This is a genomic window from Acinetobacter indicus CIP 110367, from assembly GCF_000488255.1.
GTDB lineage: Bacteria > Pseudomonadota > Gammaproteobacteria > Pseudomonadales > Moraxellaceae > Acinetobacter > Acinetobacter indicus.
The window spans coordinates 323,438-339,849 of record NZ_KI530755.1; the positions used below are offsets into that span (position 1 = coordinate 323,438).

A 16,412-nucleotide genomic window follows, 5' to 3' on the forward strand; every position below is an offset into this window, starting at 1 on the left:
CATCTCTTTGTTTCTACACTCAAATTAGACCATAATAAAATTGTACAACTTGTACACAGTTTAAAAGAATTTCATAGATAACAATTTGTTCTCCAATCCTTTATAGTATGCATGCTGAAAAAATGCAGGAAAATCCTCAGCTATGAATAATCAGACACCTCTACAGGCGCCAGCACTGATTGAAGTCAATCACCTGAGCTTTAAACGAGGGGAGCGGGTCATTTACGACAATGTCAGCTTAAAAATTCGACGTGGGCAGATTACTGCAATTATGGGACCGTCAGGCACGGGTAAAACCACCTTGCTGCGTTTAATTGGCGGGCAGCTCACTCCGGATCAGGGTGAAGTGCTGCTCGATGGTAAGAATATTGGGAAAATGTCACGTCAGGAGCTGTTTGCAGCACGGGCGCGAATGGGCATGCTGTTTCAAAGCGGTGCCTTGTTTACCGATATGACGGTTTATGAAAACGTGGCCTTCCCGATTCGTGCACATACCCGTTTACCCGAACATCTTATTGCCGAACTGGTGGCTTTAAAGCTGGAATCGGTGGGTTTGCGTGGTGCCGAGCAGCTCATGCCGTCTGAACTGTCTGGCGGGATGAACCGTCGTGTGGCTTTGGCGCGTGCCATTGCGCTGGACCCGGAACTGATTATGTACGATGAACCTTTTGCCGGTCAGGACCCGATTGTGATGGGCGTATTGACCCGTTTAATCCGTTCATTGCGTGAAGCACTGGATTTAACCACCATTATTGTGTCGCATGATGTGGCCGAAACCCTCTCCATTGCCGACTATATTTATGTGGTGGCGGAAGGGAAAGTGCAGGGTGAAGGCACCCCAGAACAATTAAAACAGCATGCCTCGCCTTTTGTACGTCAGTTCTTAACCGGTTCAGTTGAAGGCCCGGTCGACTATCAGTTTAGCCATCAACCCTATTTAAGTCATGAGGTGCATTCAGCATGAATGCGATTGCTGCATTAGGACGCCGTGTGATTGAGCGGGTACGTGGTATAGGCGTTGCCACATTAATGCTGCTCCAGATTTTATTTTCCATGCCAACCTGGATTGGCGTGAAACTGTTTATTTACCAGATGTACCGCGTCGGGGTGATGTCACTGCTGATTATTGTGGTGTCGGGCTTATTTATTGGTGCGGTGCTGGGCCTGCAAATGTACAGCATTCTGGTGACCTTTGGCAGTGAAGCCATGCTGGGCACCGCGGTGGCCTTAACCTTGCTGCGTGAACTGGCACCAGTGGTTGCGGCCCTGTTATTTGCTGGCCGTGCCGGTTCTGCCTTAACTGCTGAAATTGGCCTGATGAAAGCCACCGAACAATTGTCCAGTATGGAAATGATCGGGGTGGATCCTTTAAAACGGGTCATCTCGCCACGTTTATGGGCCGGGATTTTCAGCTTGCCGATGCTATCCGTGATTTTTGCGGCAGTCGGCATTATGGGCGGTAAATTCGTTGGGGTAGATTTTTTAGGCGCCGATGAAGGCTCTTACTGGAGCGGTATGGAAAGCACCGTACAGTTCTATAAAGATATCTTTAACGGCACCATTATTAAAAGTTTTGTTTTTGCATTAATTTGTACCTGGATTGCGGTCTACCAAGGCTATGCCTGCGAGCCTACGTCTGAAGGTATCGCGACATCTACCACGCGTACCGTGGTGTATTCATCGCTTTGTGTTTTAGGTTTTGATTTCGTATTGACTGCGGTCATGTTCGGAGGTGTTTAATGAAATCACGTACTAGTGAGCTGGCCGTCGGTGTTTTTGTCATTCTGTTTGGTATTGCTTTATTCTTCCTGGCGATGCGGGTCAGTGGTCTGGTGGGCACCACCATTCAGGACAGTTATTCCATGACTGCAACGTTTGACAATATTAACGGGATTAAACCACGTGCCAAAGTGGCCTTAAGCGGGGTTAAAGTCGGGCAGGTCGAATCCATTACTTTAGACCCGGTGACGCGTCTGGCCACTGTGACCATGATTCTGGATGGTGAGCTGACCACCTTTAATCAGGAACAGTTACAACAGGTGCAACAATATGCCCTGGAAGAGTTGCGTTACAGCAGCGAATACAGCGAAGCCGATTCTGCGCAACAAAAAGCAATGGAAAAGCAACTGTTGGATAACATGACCTCCATCACCAATATCGATGAAGATGCTTACATAATGGTAGCAACCAATGGTCTTTTGGGTGAGAAGTACCTGAAGATTGTACCGGGTGGTGGTCTGAATTATTTAAAACGTGGTGATCAAATCAGCAATACCCAAAGCACCATGGAAATTGAAGACCTTGTGACCAAGTTTGTAACCGGCGGCGCAGGCAACAAGTCATCATCCGATAACCCGGCAGATGAGACATCCGCTGAAACAACAGATGCAGAAGTGTCATTTGTTGAGTAATTGAGAGGAGAAATTTTAGTGAAGACATTGTTCAAACAAACCTTGACCGCAAGTGTTTTGGCCACGCTGGTGGCAGGTAGTGCATTTGCTGCACCAACCGAAACTCCTCCCGCATTTATCAAGAAAGTGGCGGATGGTCTGATTTCGCGCTTAAAAGCCGATCATGCCAAACTACAAAATAATCCGGCCTTGGTGAAAACCATTGTGCGTCAGAACCTTGATCCGTATATCGATTCGCCAGCCTTTACCCGTATTGTGATGGGAACCTATGCGACCAATCAGTACAGTTCGGCTGCCCAGCGTGCCCAGTTTGAAAAGAATTTCCGTGAAACCCTGATTGAAAACTACGGTTCAGCCTTTGCGAAATTCAGCAACCAGACTTATACCTTACGTCCGTATAAAGCCAGCAACAGCAAGAACCCGGTAGTGACCATCGACTTTAACAACAAAGGCGAGAAAATTCCGGTATCGTTCCAGCTGGTCGATAAAGGCAATCAGTGGAAAATCCGTAACATCAACGTATCCGGGATTGATTTAGGCCTGCAGTTCCGTAACCAGTTTGCAGCCAACGTCAAACGTAATGGCGGCAATATTGATAAGGCGATTGCGACCTTTAAACCAGATGCAGAAGCTGCGGTTGATAAAAAATAATAGGACGTGCTGTGATTGAATATGTAAATCAGGAACTGCGGGTTTCCGGGAAAATTGACTTTAACAATGCCGAGCAGTATTACCAGCAGGGCTTGCAGCTGATTCAACAGCAGCCTGCCCCGGTGGTTGTGAATCTGGCCGGACTTGAGCAGGGCAGTACCCTGGCTTTGGCTGTGCTGGTGCGCTGGTTAAGACAGACCCCGGATGCGCAAGGGCTGGTCTTTAAAGCTGTCCCGGAAAAAATGATGAAGATTATTCAATCCTGTCATTTGCAGGATGATTTACAGCTCAGCGCTTAAACAAAAAGCACCTCAACCGAGGTGCTTTTTTATGGCATTAAGTTTCTCGCTTGACTCAAGGGAGGTGAGGAGGGATAGAAGATTAGCGAAACCAGCCCTCTCTCTAACTCTCTCCCTCAGGGAGAGAGGACATGTCGCATTAAATCCATTTCTTCCATCTGAAGTAAATCAGCGGCCCGATAAAGAAGCCAATCAGGATAATACTGACAATAATAAAACTGGTGGTGCCTTTGGCAAAAGGCAGTACGTCGGTGTTCATGCCATAAACACTGGCCACCAGCATTGGCGGTGCCAGCATACTTGGTAAAATCGAGAAGCGACGGATGGTGTCATTCTGTTCGGTGTTAATGAAACCCGAAGTAGTATCGAGCAGGAAGCGTACTTTCTGGAACAGGAAGGCGTCGTGTTCGACCAGCGAGCGTACATCTTCACTCAGTTCACGGATATCGGCATCATAAATATGACTGCCCAAGGCACGTGGACGCGCTAAAAAGGTCAGCACACGGCGTAAATCAATCAGACAGAGCTGGGCTTTTCCAAGCATATCTTCCAGTTGAGCCAGCCGGGTAATCATGTCATCAAGGTCTAAAATCATTTCCCGGTGGCGGTTATTCAGCACTTCGGTGGAGTATTTTTCCAGGTCCTTGTGGATATCTTCCAAGATATCCGCAAGCTCATCCAGCTTGGCTTCTAACAGACCGAGCAGCACCCAGGTCGGGTCTTTATAATCAATTTCATAATCATTGCGCCGTGCACGGGCACGAAAGGCACGAAAGGCCACCAGTTTTTCACCGCGCAGGGTTAGCAGACGGTCCCGGTTTAAAATAAAGGCAACGGTTTGTACCGTGGCGAGAATACTGGAATTTTCTTCCGATTCATCATCGACCTGATAGTTTTTATTTTTCGTTAAAAAATAGGTGCTGATGTGTAAAACCCCATCATCATCACGGTAAAATCGGGCAGATGAGGAAATGTCTTCCAGGGACTTTAAGGTGGGTAAATCCTGCCGGTAGGCGTCCATGACCCACTGTTGTTCTTCTTGTGAAGGGGCGATCAGGTCAATCCAGACCAGTTCTGGATGCAGGTCGAAGCCGCCGTTGATGGTGGCATCTTCCAGACTACCGCGCTCTGTGGCGTAAAAGGCTTCAAGCATTAGTCTTTTCTCCCTTGCGCAGTATGGGTTTTATTGATGGGTGTATTTTAGACAAGGATTTGATTAAAAACACTGTTTGAAGTGCTAATTTATTTAAAAAACCAGCTCAAGGGTATATTTGCGGCATCATAGCCGCTGAACATGGTGAAAAAATGACAAATTCAATTGCAGTCTTCTGTGGCTCGGCTTTAGGTTCCGATGCGGTTTTTGTGGACACGGCGCAGCTGGTCGGGCAAACGATTGCAAAACAGGGCAAAACCCTGGTCTATGGTGGTGGTCGCTCCGGGTTAATGGGTGTGGTCGCAGACAGTGCCTTGCAGGCCGGTGGTGCCGTAATTGGCGTGATTCCGGAGCCACTGGTTGATCGCGAGCTGGCCCATCCCGGTTTAACCGAGCTGCATGTGGTGAAGAATATGCATGAGCGTAAAACCAAAATGTCAGAACTGTCCGATGCCTTTATTGCCATGCCAGGTGGTGCCGGCACACTGGAAGAAATTTTTGAGCAGTGGACCTGGGCCCAGCTGGGAATTCATTTAAAACCGAATGCCTTTTTAAATGTTGAAGGTTTTTATGATGATCTGCTGCGCTTTATTCGCATGACTACTGATAAGGGCTTTACCCATGCACGTTTTACCGAGGCGTTAATTGTGTCTGATTCTATGGATGAGATTTTAAGCCAGTTTGAACGCTTTCAGGCACCTGAACCGAAATGGGGTATGGCCGACCGTCAGGCCTTGGTGAAATAAATATGAACACCATTACCGTAGCTGCGGCCATTATTCTGAACGAGCAGCAGCAATTGCTGCTGGTACGCAAACAGCACACCCAATGTTTTATGCAGGTTGGCGGCAAGCTGGAAAGCGCTGAGCCACCGGAGCAGACCATCTGCCGGGAAATTGCGGAGGAAATTGACTGTCAGGCCCGGATTAAACAGTTTGTTGGCCGTTTTGAAACCGCTACAGCCAATGAGCCGGATCATCGTCTGGTCAGTTATGTTTATTATGTGCAGCTCGATCAGGACCCGCAGGTTCAGGCGGAAATTGCGGAAATGAAATGGATTGAACTGGAGGATAAGACGACACGTCTGGCACCGTTAACCACAGAAGTGGTGATTCCCTGGGTGAAACAGCATCTGTTACAGTCGGCTTAAGGCTGGCTGTTTTTCAGATGATTTAACCATCGGCACTGGCAATACACACCGCATAGACCTTGTGACAGCCAAGTTGCTCCAGCTGCTGTTTCAGTGCACGAATTGAGCTGCCGGTGGTGACCACATCATCGACAATTAATACCCGGCGATAAGGCCGGCCGGCATCGGGTCGCAGCTGGAATTGCTGGTCCAGATTTTCCAGTCGTTCCAAGCGGCTTAAGCCTTTTTGACTGTGTTGATGGCGCCGTACAACCGGTTGCCAGATTGGTAGTTGTAAATGGCGTGCCAGCACCTGAGCCAGCAGCAGGGTATGATGATAGCCACGCTCTGCCAGTCGCTCGGTTGCCACCGGCATCGGGACAATGGCCTGTACCCGTGGATAGGCCAATTCACACAGGCTGCCCGCCAGTAAAGACTGATAATGCAATTGCTGCTCATATTTGAATTGCTGAATCATCCGGTCGACTGGATAACGATAATGACAGGCCACCTGAATCTCGGTTTCCTGCCGGTAGACGTTTGCTTTTAACCATGGCAGTTGCTGCAAGCAATCTGCACAGACCCGGTACTGCTGCTGGGCCGCACTGCCACAGAGCTGGCAGGGCAGTAATTTTTGTAATAGCGTACGGCTATGCGCCAGCAGCTTAAACATAGGCATAACGTGGTGCTTCCGGCAGCCAGCGTTTGAGCAGGGCCTCGGCCTGCTCGGGATAATCTTTCAGCATCTGCTGGGCCACATAATGTGCCTGATTCAGCAGATGATCATCGCGTTCCAGCTTGGCCACCCGAAAGCCCATATCGCCGGTTTGTTTGGTGCCCAGCAACTCCCCGGGGCCGCGCAGTTCCAGATCTTTTTCGGCAATCACAAAGCCATCATTGCTTTCTCTTAAAATCCGCAGCCGTTCCTGGCCGTTTTGCGACAGCGGATGCTTATACAGCAGGGCACAGAAACTGGCTTTGGCGCCCCGACCGACCCGGCCACGCAGCTGATGCAATTGCGACAGCCCTAAACGCTCGGCATTTTCAATCACCATAATTGAAGCATTCGGGACATCGACGCCGACTTCAATCACGGTGGTGGCAATCAGCAATTGTAGCTGGTTGTCTTTAAACTGCTGCATCACCGCCTGTTTGTCATCAGCCTTCATTTTGCCATGCACCAGACCAATATTCAGTTCCGGAAAGCGTTCCTTGATTTCAGCAAAAGTCGCTTCGGCAGCTTGCGCATCCAACGTTTCTGACTGTTCGACCAGGGTGCAGACCCAATAGGCCTGTTTGCCTTCGGCACAGTTGCTGGCAATACGCTGTAGTACCTGTTCGCGCCGGTCCAGTGGAATGGTCACGGTCTGAATCGGGGTACGGCCCGGCGGCAGCTCATCAATAATGGAAGTGTCCAGATCGCCATAGGCGGACATCGCCAGCGTACGTGGAATTGGGGTGGCGGTCATCACTAGCTGATGCGGAGTCATGTGATTCAGGCCCTTGTTTCTTAAGGCCAGCCGCTGATCGACCCCAAAGCGGTGCTGCTCATCAATAATCACCAGTCCCAGCTTGGCAAATTCGACATTGTCCTGAAACAGCGCATGGGTGCCGACCACCAGCTGGGCGCTGCCATCCTGAATAATCTGTTCGGCGCTGGCGCGGGCCTTGCCTTTCTGTTTGCCAGAGAGCCAGGATACGGTCAGTCCCAAAGGTTCAAACCAGCGTTTAAAGTTTAAATAATGTTGTTCAGCCAGAATCTCAGTCGGTGCCATCAGCGCCACCTGCCAGCCTTCTTCCAGTGCATGACAGGCCGCCACCGCCGCCACCAGCGTTTTGCCGGCGCCGACATCGCCTTGTACCAGTCGCAGCATCGGCTTGTTTTGTTTCAGGTCCTGGATAATTTCCTTGGACACCCGTTTTTGTGCGCCGGTCATGCTAAACGGTAAACCGGCCAGTAACTGCTTGGCCAGACGTTGGCTGGGCGCAAAAGCTGGCGCTTCAATCTGCTGGATATAAGCGCGGCGGGTTAATAAACTGACCTGATGTGCCACCAGTTCCTCAAAAATCAGCCGCTGCTGGGCCGGATGCGAACCCTGACCAAGCTGCAGCATATTGGCACTGGTTGGCGGCTCATGGATATATTCTAGCGCCTGTTTCAGTGCATAGCCGTTGGTAAATTTTTCCGGCAACAGTTCCGGCAGATCATCACTGTGCTGTTTCAGCGCCTGTTTGACATAGTCGCGCAGTTTGGGCTGGGTCAGCCCTTCGGTGCTTGGGTAAATCGCCGTGAGCTGGGTTTTCGGTAGCGGAGTATGCTCGCTGATCAGCTGGATTTCCGGATGATACATTTCCAGACCACGTGCGCCGACCCGGACTTCACCAAACACGCGCAGGCGGTTGCCGACTTTGGCACGGTCGGTTAGGCCTTTATAAATATGATAAAAACGTAAGGTGACTTTGGCGCTGTCATCATCCAGCAGAATTGCCATCGACTTGCGTTTGCCGGGTGGGAAATCGACCCCTTTGACAATGCCTTCCAGTAAATAACTGCGGCCGACGTTCAATTGGTTCATCGGAATGATCGTGCTACGATCTTCATAATCACGCGGCAGATGAAACAGTAGGTCATCTGTGGTGAAAATATTCAGTTTTTCCAGTAACGCGGCAGCAGCAGCGCCAACGCCTTGTAATTGATGGACTGCGGCCATGTCCCCTCAACAATGGTAATGAGCAAGTGGGTTATGCATATTTTATTTATCGGTTATGGTAAAACATCTGCACGTGTGGCTAAACAACTATTTCAAGCCGGCCACCAAATTACCACAATTAGCCGCAGCCGGAAAAGTGATGTGCATGCAACGCATCTGATTCAGGATGTGCAGCAGCTGGATTTAAGCCAGCTGGCGCCCATTGACTGGGTCTATGTGCTGCTCAGTCCGGGGCAGAGTACGCCGGAGGCCTATCAGCAGACCTATCTGGATTCGGTGCAACCAATTGTAACGGCGCTGGCAGCGCATCCGGTGCGGCGCATGGTGGTGGTGTCATCGACCCGGGTGTATGGACAAAATGCCGGGGAATGGATTGAGGATACCACACTGCTTCAGCCGCCAGATACGCAGGCAGACATTCTGCTCAAGATGGAGCAGGCCTATTTAAGCGCTTATCCGGAGCGTTGCACCATTATCCGGCCCAGCGGTATTTATGGCACCTCAATCGCAAGGATGGTCAAGCTGGCGCACACGCTCACTGAATATCCAAACCGGCACTGGTCTAACCGGATTCATATTGATGATCTGGCGCGTTTTCTGGCACAGATGATTCACGTGGAACATCTGCAGGAGAGTTATATTGTCAGTAATGGTCAGCCGCAACTGCTGCATGAAGTGGTGCAATGGTTTCAGCAGCAGCTACATCGGCCGTTATTAACCCTGACCAGCGAGTACGAAACCGGCAAGCGGATTCGACCGAAACGGATGCAGGACAGTGGTTTTAAGTTACAGCATGATGACTGTTTTCAGGATTATCTGGCCCTGTTACAGCAAGCGGATGTGAACTAAGAATTTTTAATTTTATTGAGGATGGCTTATATTTCCCGCACCTTTGCACGAAGGCAAAGATACGGGTTATGGACAGTTTTTTATTTCTTTTTACGTTTTAAGCGACGTTTGGCTTGCTGTGCGGCTAGGGCATCCAGCGCATCTTTCAGTTCTTCATCGCTAAAGGTGGTGATGTGTTGCAGCATTTGCAGGGTTACATCATCCAGCACCAGATTGGCATACTGCGCCACATTGCTAAAGTTCTCATCAAAGACAATAGCATTGTCGCTGTTGGTGCTGATATAGCCTTGCTGGGTCAGCACTTTAATAAAGCTCTGGAACAGGGCCTTATCGAAGAACTCTGGTGAGTTGAACTCATACAGCACCGATAAACGCTGACCAACCAGATGACTCAGTTCTTCAACCTGACGGGCGGAAATATTGCCAGAACCACGCTGGGTAATCAGCGCCAGGGTCATGTAGTAGCGTTCCAGGCTTTGCATCACCGGCGCAGCCAGCACCACCAGCTGGTTATGATCTTCACTGTTCGGTGCCGGAGAAAGCAGATTCCCTTCAGCATCTTCACTGATCAGTTTGGCCTGAATCAGCCCATCGGCATAGGCACAGATCTGCTGTTTCAGTTCTGCTTCATTCCATTTCAGGAACAGCTCGGCTTTCAGGAACGGATACAGCGTGCGAATTACATTAATCAGATCGCCGCGCTTGATCGAACCATTGTGCTCAACCAGTGCCGCTACCAGAGATGGCAGGACAAAGGCATGCAGAATATTGTTACGGAAGTAGGTCAGCAACACCGCCTGATTGTCTTCAATGGCAATAATATCGCCCAGAACGTGTTGTACACGTTTGATCAGTTTCAGCTTCAGACCGTAGGCAATAATTTCCTTGCCTGAAAGCGGGGTAATGTGGGTGCGCTCATCGTATGGCAGGGCAGTAAGCAGGTCACGATAGGTATCCAGCTGCTTGATACAGATCGCTTCATCTAAGGTATGTTTTGGCGTGCCCAGCAAAATCAGCGATAACAGCGATACCGGGTTAATTACCACGGCGCGGTTAATGTTTTCCAGAATCGCATAGGCCGAGCTGTTTACCGCATCGGATACTTCCTGCGGAATCGGATCGTCATTTTTTTCGATGCTGATCTGCTCGGCGCCATGCTGTTTTAGCATGTCATCTAAAAATACCGGCTCGCCAAAATTCACATGCACCTTGCCAAAAATACGCTCGATTTTTCTCAAGGTTTTCAGAATACCGACAATGGATTCGGCCTCTTTCGGTTTACCCTGCATTTCACCGACATAGGTCGAACCTTCCATCAGGCGTTCATAGCCAATATAGGTTGGCACAAAGGCAATCGGTTTGGCGCGGCCACGTAAATGTCCATGTACGGTCATGGCCAGCATACCGGTTTTTGGTGGCAACAAGCGGCCGGTACGCGAACGGCCGCCTTCAATAAAGTATTCCAGCGGCGTGTTGCGCGACAGAATGCTGTACAGATATTCCTTAAATACGGTGGTGTACAGGCCATTGCCACGGAAAGTCCGGCGAATAAAGAAAGCCCCGCCACCGCGTAATAACTGACCGACAAAGGGCATGTTCAGGTTATCGCCAGCGGCAATATACGGCACCATCATGCCGCGTTTATAAATCACATAAGACAGCAATAAATAGTCGATATGACTGCGATGGCACGGGGTATAAATAATTTCGTAGTCTTTGGCCAGCTCACGCACGGTACTGAAATTATGCACCTCGACGCCATCATAGAGTTGGGTCCATAAACGGGTTAGCGCCGTTTCAGCAAAGCGGATGGCGGCATAGGAATAGTCCGACACGATTTCATTTAAATAGCCAATGGCACGACGCTCGGCTTCAATCATGCTGATTTTACTGCGGATGCTTTCGCGGCGAATGGCTTCCTGTACATCCGGCGCTTTAATCAGGCTATGCATCACATTACGGCGATCCGATAAATCGGGGCCTAACACCACTTCGCGCTGGCTGTCTAAATAATTATTTAAGGTATTGATGATACAGGTCGCCGGCGACAGGTTCGGGGCCTGCATCTTGGCGGTCTGCACCATGGCTCTTAAAGACTGTGCCTCATGAAATTCCAGATAGGATTGGCGACCATGCAGGCCAATGTTGACCAGCTGCTTGACGGTGCCTGGTGTAGCCCAGGTATCGGTCAGTAGCAGTTTGAGCCAGGAATCTTCTTTATCTGGTGCGCGGCCCCAGAGGACGGTGACTGGAATCAGCTCAATATCCAGTTCCGGGTACTGCTCCAGCAGTTCAATCAGACGCAGCAAACGCGGCGGAAAGGCGTGTGGCGGCGGATTTAGCAGATTGTTTTCATCATAGTGCTGTAAAAACAGGATTGAGGCTTTTTCCTTGTGCTGGCCAATCTGCATCGGGTCTAATGCGGGCGGCAGCTTTAAGCGGCGTGTTTCACCATCAAGGACCAAGGCATTGCTGCGGGAATGGTTCTGCAGCACATAGCAGACAATTTTCTGGGTCGGCTGTTCTGAATGGTCTGTCGCTGCTGCTTCGGCAGGAACCTCGCCCAGTACATGCGGGGTTACCACCAGATCAAGCAGTTTGCTTGAAAGCTGACGATAAATTTGACCAAAACCACTCTTGGACATACCAACTCCTAAATCAATGACCAGTACCGCAGATTATCTGAGGAAAAAAATAATGAATCTAATTGTAGCGAAAAATAGCCTGACATTTTCTGACAAATTCTATCTTTAGTGCTCAATTTTATCGTTAAAAATCGTATTTTTAGTGCGGCGCATTATACGGGAGTCGTGACAGGGCAGTCAGTTAAACTTTAGTGTTTTGGTCAACAAATATGGCAAAATAGGCAAGATTGAGCTGTTTCTATTTTGCTTGTTTTGATTTTTAAATATCCCGACATAGGTTTCCCCGCATGAATGCACTGACTCAGGAACTGGTTGAACTGCTTAGCCTGGAAAAACTTGAAGAAAATATCTACCGAGGCATCAGCCGCAATCTGGTCGGTAAGCGCGTGTTCGGTGGACAGGTGCTGGGCCAGGCACTGCGTGCGGCTTCGTATACCACCGACCGTCCGGCGCATTCCTTACATGCCTACTTCCTGTTTGGTGGCGATGTCAACGCACCGATTATTTATGAAGTGGACCGGATTCGTGAAGGCAAGAGCTTTGTTAGCCGTCAGGTGCGAGCCATCCAGCATGGCCGGACCATCTTTATGTGTATGGTATCTTTTGCTGCGCCAGAAGAAGGGCTGAATTACCAGATTTCCGAGCCTGAATATCCGGCACCGGAACAGTTAAAAAATGAAGCAGAACTGGTACAGAGCATTGTCGAGTTTATTCCGAAAAACGTTCGTGCCAGCTTTACCCGTGACCGGCATGTGGAAATCCGTCCGGTGAATCCAAGTAATCCGTTTCAGCCACAGCCGGAAGCACCGTCTTATGCGCACTATATCCGTACGCATAGTCCGATTGCAGCGGAGCAGGATGAAATTGCCCTGCATCAGGCCATTGCTGCCTTTTATTCAGACTTTACCCTGATGACCACCGCGCTGCGTCCGCATGGCTTGAGTTATCTGTCGCCAAGTTTGCAATGTGCCAGTATCGACCATGCCATGTATTTCCATAAGCCATTCCGGGTCGATGACTGGATGCTGTATGACATGGAAGCCACCATCAGTAACAGTTCGCGTGGCCTGAACTTTGGCCGTATGTGGCAAAACGGCGAGCTGGTCTGTAGCACCACGCAGGAAGGTTTAATTCGCTTACGCGAAATTGAAACCCAGTAAGCTCTGTCTTGTCCTGAAATAGATTGACAGTATTCCACTTCAAACCGAGTTAAGCAATTAGCTCGGTTTTAGTTTGCTCATACGTCTGATTCGGGGTGTTCATATTTAAACTTAAATGTGGTCTATAGCAATTATAAATCATGATAGAATCCGCAATTAAGTGATCTAACTCCTTCATGGTTTGACATCGTGTAGTTAAAAACTCCTGCTTTAATATTCCATTAATCCGCTCTGCTAATGCATTCTGGTATGAGAAACACTGTTTCGCAAGGCCTCCATCTGTCATAGAAGGACATACCCCATAATGGCGTAATGCCGATTGATATAGTTCAGAGCAATACTGAGAGCCTCTGTCTGAATGGTGAATCATCCTGGCTGCCCGATCTGTCACATGCTGCATCGCCATATGTAGTGCCTGCACAATATTCTCTGCACGCATATCATTCGATAACTTATAACCTTTAATCTGGCGGGTATAAGCATCTGTCACTAAGGATAAATAATGTACGCCTTCAGCACTCTCAACATAGGTAATATCACTGACAAAGACTTCATTGGCTTGCACCGCTGAATAATCCTTTAATAAATTTGGATGCTTCTTCATCCAATGCTTGCTATCCGTAGTTTGTGTATAACGACGCTTGGGGCGAATCAATAAATTATTTTCTTTCAATATTTTAAATAACTGATCCCGTCCACACTTTAAACCACGCTGCAACAATTTGCCTTTAATAAGCCAATACAGCTTACGTGTTCCGATACTTGGCATGAGACAGCGATACTCCATAACCAACTCGAGTATTTGTTCTGCTACTTATGCAGTCATTTGAGCACGTTTTTCTGCTTGATAATAAGCTTGTCGAGTGATTCCTAACCACTGACAATAACGTGAAACGCTTAGTCTTCTTTGGCTTTGCCAATCTTTGAAACGTGCTCGGTATACTTTTTTCCAAGATCAGTCCCACACTCTTTATCAATGTGATAAATCACATCCTGTATAAATTCAGTTTTGAGCTTTTCTGCGGCTAACTGTTTTTCTAATTGGCGGATTCGTTGTTGGGATGTCAATTGGCGTTTAGAAGAAGTCGGCATATTCGAAGTCCAATCCTGTTGTCCGTGCTTGCGTAACCATACCAGCACAGTTGATCTTCCTTGAATACCATATTTTGCCTGAGCTTGTTTATAAGTGATTTGCCCTTTTTCTACTTCATGTACCACCATCATTTTAAAGGCGAAGCTATAATCACGTTGTGTGCGCTTAACTCGTTGTTCTCGTGCATGTTCCATAAAATAAGTCTCTTAAGGTGTAAACTTATTTCAGGACGGGACACTCACCTCAATAAAAAAGCCGAATCAACTGATTCGGCTTTTTTATCCCACCTTCAATGGCAATGCGGCAGATCACTTGGTGCATGTTTATGGCAGCCTTGTGCCTTGCTGTTGCCCGAAGAATGGGCAAAAACCTGAGAGGTGCTACAAATTAGTGCAAGAATAAGGGCGAGTTTTTTCATGAGGTTACTCTTTTAGTCTTAAAAACAAGGTAATGCACTGATAAAGCACATCTTATGCCAGTTTTTCTGGCACTGGGCTTTTTTCCTGGGCTGGATTTGCTTTTGACAAAATAATGCTCGATTCAGCGCAGCTCGCATGGCATAGTGCCAAGCAAGATGACATCACAATATATGCACCCATGAGCTTAAATACACAAATTCTGGTGGCCGCAATTTTAGGGGTTCTATTCGGGTTTTTATTGAACCTGTTGCCGGGCAGCGCTTTTTATGACGGCAGTTTGTATGGCCTGAGTATTGCCAGCAGTATTTTTATCGGCCTGCTGAAAATGCTGCTGATTCCCCTGATTTTCAGTTCGATTGTGGTCGGGGTATCCAACCTGCAGGCTTCTGGCCAGCTGAGCCGGGTCTGGAAAATTACCTTATTGTGCTGTGTGACCACCACCACATTGGCACTCATTCTGGGGCTGGCCTGTGCGCATCTGTTTGAAGTCGGTAAAGGCGTAGATGTGCGTTTATTCCAGGACGCGATGAGCCAGCATCAGACGCCGGATACCTTAACGCCGTCATCCTTCTTCACCAATTTTATTCAAAACACCCTGATTAATCCGTTTAAAGCCTTGGCCGAGGGCAATGTACTGGCGGTGGTGGTGTTTGCCTTATTTGTCGGGGTAGCGCTGGTCAAAGGCGGTGAGCAGTTCCGGACCGTGCGCCGGCTTAGTCATCAGTTTTTTGACATCATGATGCTGATGATTGGCTGGGTAATGAAACTGGCACCGCTGGGGATTTTTGCCCTACTGGCCAAGCTGATTGCCACCGAAGATGTGACCGTGCTCAGCCGTCTGGCTGAGTTTGCTGTGGTGGTAACGGGTACCACTATTTTTCATGGTCTGGTGGTACTGCCGCTACTGCTATGGCTGTTTGGAAAAATGAATCCGGTGACCTTCTTTAAAGGAACGCGCGCTGCTTTAATTACTGCATTTGCCACCAGTTCCAGCTCGGCCACCATGCCGCTTTCGATGAAATGTGCCCAGGAAAACCTGAAGGTGCGCCCGCAAACAGCTGGCTTTGTAATTCCACTGGGGACACAGCTGAATATGGATGGCACAGCCTTATATGAAGCCGCTGCGGCGCTGTTTATTGCCAATTTAATGGGGCTGGATTTGACCTTGGGCCAGCAGCTGGTGGTTTGCGCCACCGCCATGATTGCCTCCTTGGGCGCGCCGGGTATTCCAAGTGCCGGCATGGTCACCATGATTATGGTGTTGCAATCGGTTGGTCTGCCGGCAGAAGCAATTGCCATTTTACTGCCGATTGACCGTTTGCTGGATACCGTACGTACCGTGGTCAATGTCCAGGGTGATATGATGATTAGTGTAGTGGTTGACCGCTATACCCGCGACGATGAGATCACCACTCAATCCTGAGCATCTTCCCAGCACGGATTCCAGACCACTTCCCAGAGATGGCCATCGGGGTCCTGAAAATAACCGGCATAACCGCCATAAAAGGTGGCCTGTGCCGGTTTGACAATGGTGGCACCGGCACGCTCGGCCTGCTGCATCACCTGATCTACGTCCAGCGGACTATGCACATTATGCCCCAGACTGATTTGGGTCGGGCAAAAACGGCTCAGGGGCAGGCCGCTATCCTGCGCCAAGGCAGTCTGCGGCCACAGTGCCAGTGTCAGGCCTGAATCCAGCGTGATAAACGCCACTGCGCCCTGTTCAAATTCCTGCCCGACGATACCCTCACTCTGCCAGCCCAAACCTTGCTGATAAAAGCGCAAAGCTGCGTCTAAATCCTGCACAGCCAGCGTGATCACACTTAAAGATGCGCGCATTGTTCCTGCCTTTTCGTTCAAGTCTAATTTTTATCTTAGCGGAAATCTGGCTT

The 16,412-nt window shown here is 49.0% G+C and carries 16 protein-coding genes and 1 pseudogene; 10 read left to right on the forward strand and 7 right to left on the reverse strand.

Going from position 1 to position 16,412, the window contains the following annotated elements; all coding sequences use genetic code 11:
- Window positions 1–142: 142 nt before the first annotated feature.
- From P253_RS10115 to P253_RS10135, 5 genes are read left to right on the forward strand one after another with little or no spacing between them, the layout of a single operon-like run.
- Window positions 143–964 carry an ABC transporter ATP-binding protein gene (locus P253_RS10115; protein WP_005180329.1) on the forward strand — a complete coding sequence of 274 codons (822 nt, stop codon included), beginning with the start codon at window positions 143–145 and terminating at the stop codon, window positions 962–964.
- Window positions 961–1,740, forward strand: coding sequence for a lipid asymmetry maintenance ABC transporter permease subunit MlaE (gene mlaE, locus P253_RS10120; protein WP_005180328.1), 780 nt, complete (start codon window positions 961–963; stop codon window positions 1,738–1,740). Before P253_RS10115 ends, mlaE begins: the two co-directional genes overlap by 4 nt.
- Window positions 1,740–2,411, forward strand: a complete 672-nt coding sequence (gene mlaD, locus P253_RS10125) for an outer membrane lipid asymmetry maintenance protein MlaD (RefSeq protein ID WP_016658517.1) — start codon at window positions 1,740–1,742, stop codon at window positions 2,409–2,411. Before mlaE ends, mlaD begins: the two co-directional genes overlap by 1 nt.
- A gap of 18 nt (window positions 2,412–2,429) precedes the next feature.
- Window positions 2,430–3,062, forward strand: coding sequence for an MlaC/ttg2D family ABC transporter substrate-binding protein (locus P253_RS10130; RefSeq protein ID WP_016658518.1), 633 nt, complete (start codon window positions 2,430–2,432; stop codon window positions 3,060–3,062).
- Between the two features lie 11 nt (window positions 3,063–3,073).
- Complete coding sequence (locus P253_RS10135; RefSeq protein WP_005180321.1) at window positions 3,074–3,361, forward strand: STAS domain-containing protein; 288 nt, start codon at window positions 3,074–3,076, stop codon at window positions 3,359–3,361.
- A 139-nt stretch (window positions 3,362–3,500) separates the two neighbouring features.
- Here P253_RS10135 and P253_RS10140 read toward each other — a convergent pair whose 3' ends face one another.
- Window positions 3,501–4,514: a CorA family divalent cation transporter gene (locus P253_RS10140; protein ID WP_005180320.1), complete on the reverse strand. Its 1,014-nt coding sequence runs from the start codon at window positions 4,512–4,514 to the stop codon at window positions 3,501–3,503.
- A gap of 152 nt (window positions 4,515–4,666) precedes the next feature.
- Here P253_RS10140 and P253_RS10145 point away from each other — a divergent pair, with 152 nt between their 5' ends.
- A complete protein-coding gene (locus tag P253_RS10145) occupies window positions 4,667–5,260 on the forward strand; it encodes an LOG family protein (RefSeq protein ID WP_005180318.1) in 594 nt (197 codons plus the stop codon).
- Window positions 5,261–5,262: 2 nt separating this feature from the next.
- Window positions 5,263–5,664: an NUDIX hydrolase gene (locus tag P253_RS10150; RefSeq protein ID WP_035363410.1), complete on the forward strand. Its 402-nt coding sequence runs from the start codon at window positions 5,263–5,265 to the stop codon at window positions 5,662–5,664.
- 22 nt (window positions 5,665–5,686) lie between these two features.
- Here P253_RS10150 and P253_RS10155 read toward each other — a convergent pair whose 3' ends face one another.
- Together P253_RS10155 and recG are read right to left on the reverse strand one after the other, a co-directional pair.
- Window positions 5,687–6,322 carry a ComF family protein gene (locus P253_RS10155; RefSeq protein ID WP_016658520.1) on the reverse strand — a complete coding sequence of 212 codons (636 nt, stop codon included), beginning with the start codon at window positions 6,320–6,322 and terminating at the stop codon, window positions 5,687–5,689.
- Window positions 6,309–8,354 carry an ATP-dependent DNA helicase RecG gene (recG, locus tag P253_RS10160; RefSeq protein ID WP_016658521.1) on the reverse strand — a complete coding sequence of 682 codons (2,046 nt, stop codon included), beginning with the start codon at window positions 8,352–8,354 and terminating at the stop codon, window positions 6,309–6,311. Before recG ends, P253_RS10155 begins: the two co-directional genes overlap by 14 nt.
- Before the next feature lie 33 nt (window positions 8,355–8,387).
- Here recG and P253_RS10165 point away from each other — a divergent pair, with 33 nt between their 5' ends.
- On the forward strand, window positions 8,388–9,203 hold the full coding sequence (locus P253_RS10165; RefSeq protein ID WP_016658522.1) for an NAD(P)H-binding protein: 816 nt from the start codon (window positions 8,388–8,390) through the stop codon (window positions 9,201–9,203).
- A gap of 80 nt (window positions 9,204–9,283) precedes the next feature.
- Here the strand turns inward: P253_RS10165 and plsB are convergent, their stop codons facing one another.
- Window positions 9,284–11,848 carry a glycerol-3-phosphate 1-O-acyltransferase PlsB gene (gene plsB / locus P253_RS10170; RefSeq protein WP_016658523.1) on the reverse strand — a complete coding sequence of 855 codons (2,565 nt, stop codon included), beginning with the start codon at window positions 11,846–11,848 and terminating at the stop codon, window positions 9,284–9,286.
- Window positions 11,849–12,135: 287 nt separating this feature from the next.
- Here plsB and P253_RS10175 point away from each other — a divergent pair, with 287 nt between their 5' ends.
- Entirely contained in the window at window positions 12,136–13,008 is an 873-nt protein-coding gene (locus P253_RS10175) for an acyl-CoA thioesterase (protein ID WP_005180310.1), read from the forward strand.
- Between the two features lie 49 nt (window positions 13,009–13,057).
- Here the strand turns inward: P253_RS10175 and P253_RS15515 are convergent.
- Window positions 13,058–14,295 (reverse strand): annotated as a pseudogene (locus P253_RS15515) (IS3 family transposase).
- A 95-nt stretch (window positions 14,296–14,390) separates the two neighbouring features.
- Entirely contained in the window at window positions 14,391–14,519 is a 129-nt protein-coding gene (locus P253_RS16065; protein WP_194088134.1) for a YHYH domain-containing protein, read from the reverse strand.
- Window positions 14,520–14,698: 179 nt separating this feature from the next.
- Here P253_RS16065 and P253_RS10190 point away from each other — a divergent pair, with 179 nt between their 5' ends.
- Complete coding sequence (locus P253_RS10190; RefSeq protein ID WP_035363412.1) at window positions 14,699–15,943, forward strand: dicarboxylate/amino acid:cation symporter; 1,245 nt, start codon at window positions 14,699–14,701, stop codon at window positions 15,941–15,943.
- Here P253_RS10190 and P253_RS10195 read toward each other — a convergent pair.
- Window positions 15,934–16,359 (reverse strand): VOC family protein, encoded by a 426-nt coding sequence (locus P253_RS10195; protein WP_016658527.1) that lies wholly within the window; start codon window positions 16,357–16,359, stop codon window positions 15,934–15,936. The genes P253_RS10190 and P253_RS10195 overlap by 10 nt on opposite strands.
- Window positions 16,360–16,412: the final 53 nt, after the last annotated feature.

Excerpts from the sequence above, each read along its gene's own strand:
- P253_RS10175 (WP_005180310.1), top strand. The coding sequence starts at position 12,136 with ATGAATGCACTGACTCAGGAACTGGTTGAACTGCTTAGCCTGGAAAAA.
- plsB (WP_016658523.1), bottom strand. The coding sequence starts at position 11,848 with ATGTCCAAGAGTGGTTTTGGTCAAATTTATCGTCAGCTTTCAAGCAAA.
- P253_RS10145 (WP_005180318.1), top strand. The coding sequence starts at position 4,667 with ATGACAAATTCAATTGCAGTCTTCTGTGGCTCGGCTTTAGGTTCCGAT.
- P253_RS16065 (WP_194088134.1), bottom strand. The coding sequence starts at position 14,519 with ATGAAAAAACTCGCCCTTATTCTTGCACTAATTTGTAGCACCTCTCAG.
- mlaE (WP_005180328.1), top strand. The coding sequence starts at position 961 with ATGAATGCGATTGCTGCATTAGGACGCCGTGTGATTGAGCGGGTACGT.
- P253_RS10190 (WP_035363412.1), top strand. The coding sequence starts at position 14,699 with ATGAGCTTAAATACACAAATTCTGGTGGCCGCAATTTTAGGGGTTCTA.
- mlaD (WP_016658517.1), top strand. The coding sequence starts at position 1,740 with ATGAAATCACGTACTAGTGAGCTGGCCGTCGGTGTTTTTGTCATTCTG.
- P253_RS10150 (WP_035363410.1), top strand. The coding sequence starts at position 5,263 with ATGAACACCATTACCGTAGCTGCGGCCATTATTCTGAACGAGCAGCAG.
- P253_RS10155 (WP_016658520.1), bottom strand. The coding sequence starts at position 6,322 with ATGCCTATGTTTAAGCTGCTGGCGCATAGCCGTACGCTATTACAAAAA.
- recG (WP_016658521.1), bottom strand. The coding sequence starts at position 8,354 with ATGGCCGCAGTCCATCAATTACAAGGCGTTGGCGCTGCTGCTGCCGCG.
- P253_RS10165 (WP_016658522.1), top strand. The coding sequence starts at position 8,388 with ATGCATATTTTATTTATCGGTTATGGTAAAACATCTGCACGTGTGGCT.
- P253_RS10195 (WP_016658527.1), bottom strand. The coding sequence starts at position 16,359 with ATGCGCGCATCTTTAAGTGTGATCACGCTGGCTGTGCAGGATTTAGAC.
- P253_RS10140 (WP_005180320.1), bottom strand. The coding sequence starts at position 4,514 with ATGCTTGAAGCCTTTTACGCCACAGAGCGCGGTAGTCTGGAAGATGCC.
- P253_RS10115 (WP_005180329.1), top strand. The coding sequence starts at position 143 with ATGAATAATCAGACACCTCTACAGGCGCCAGCACTGATTGAAGTCAAT.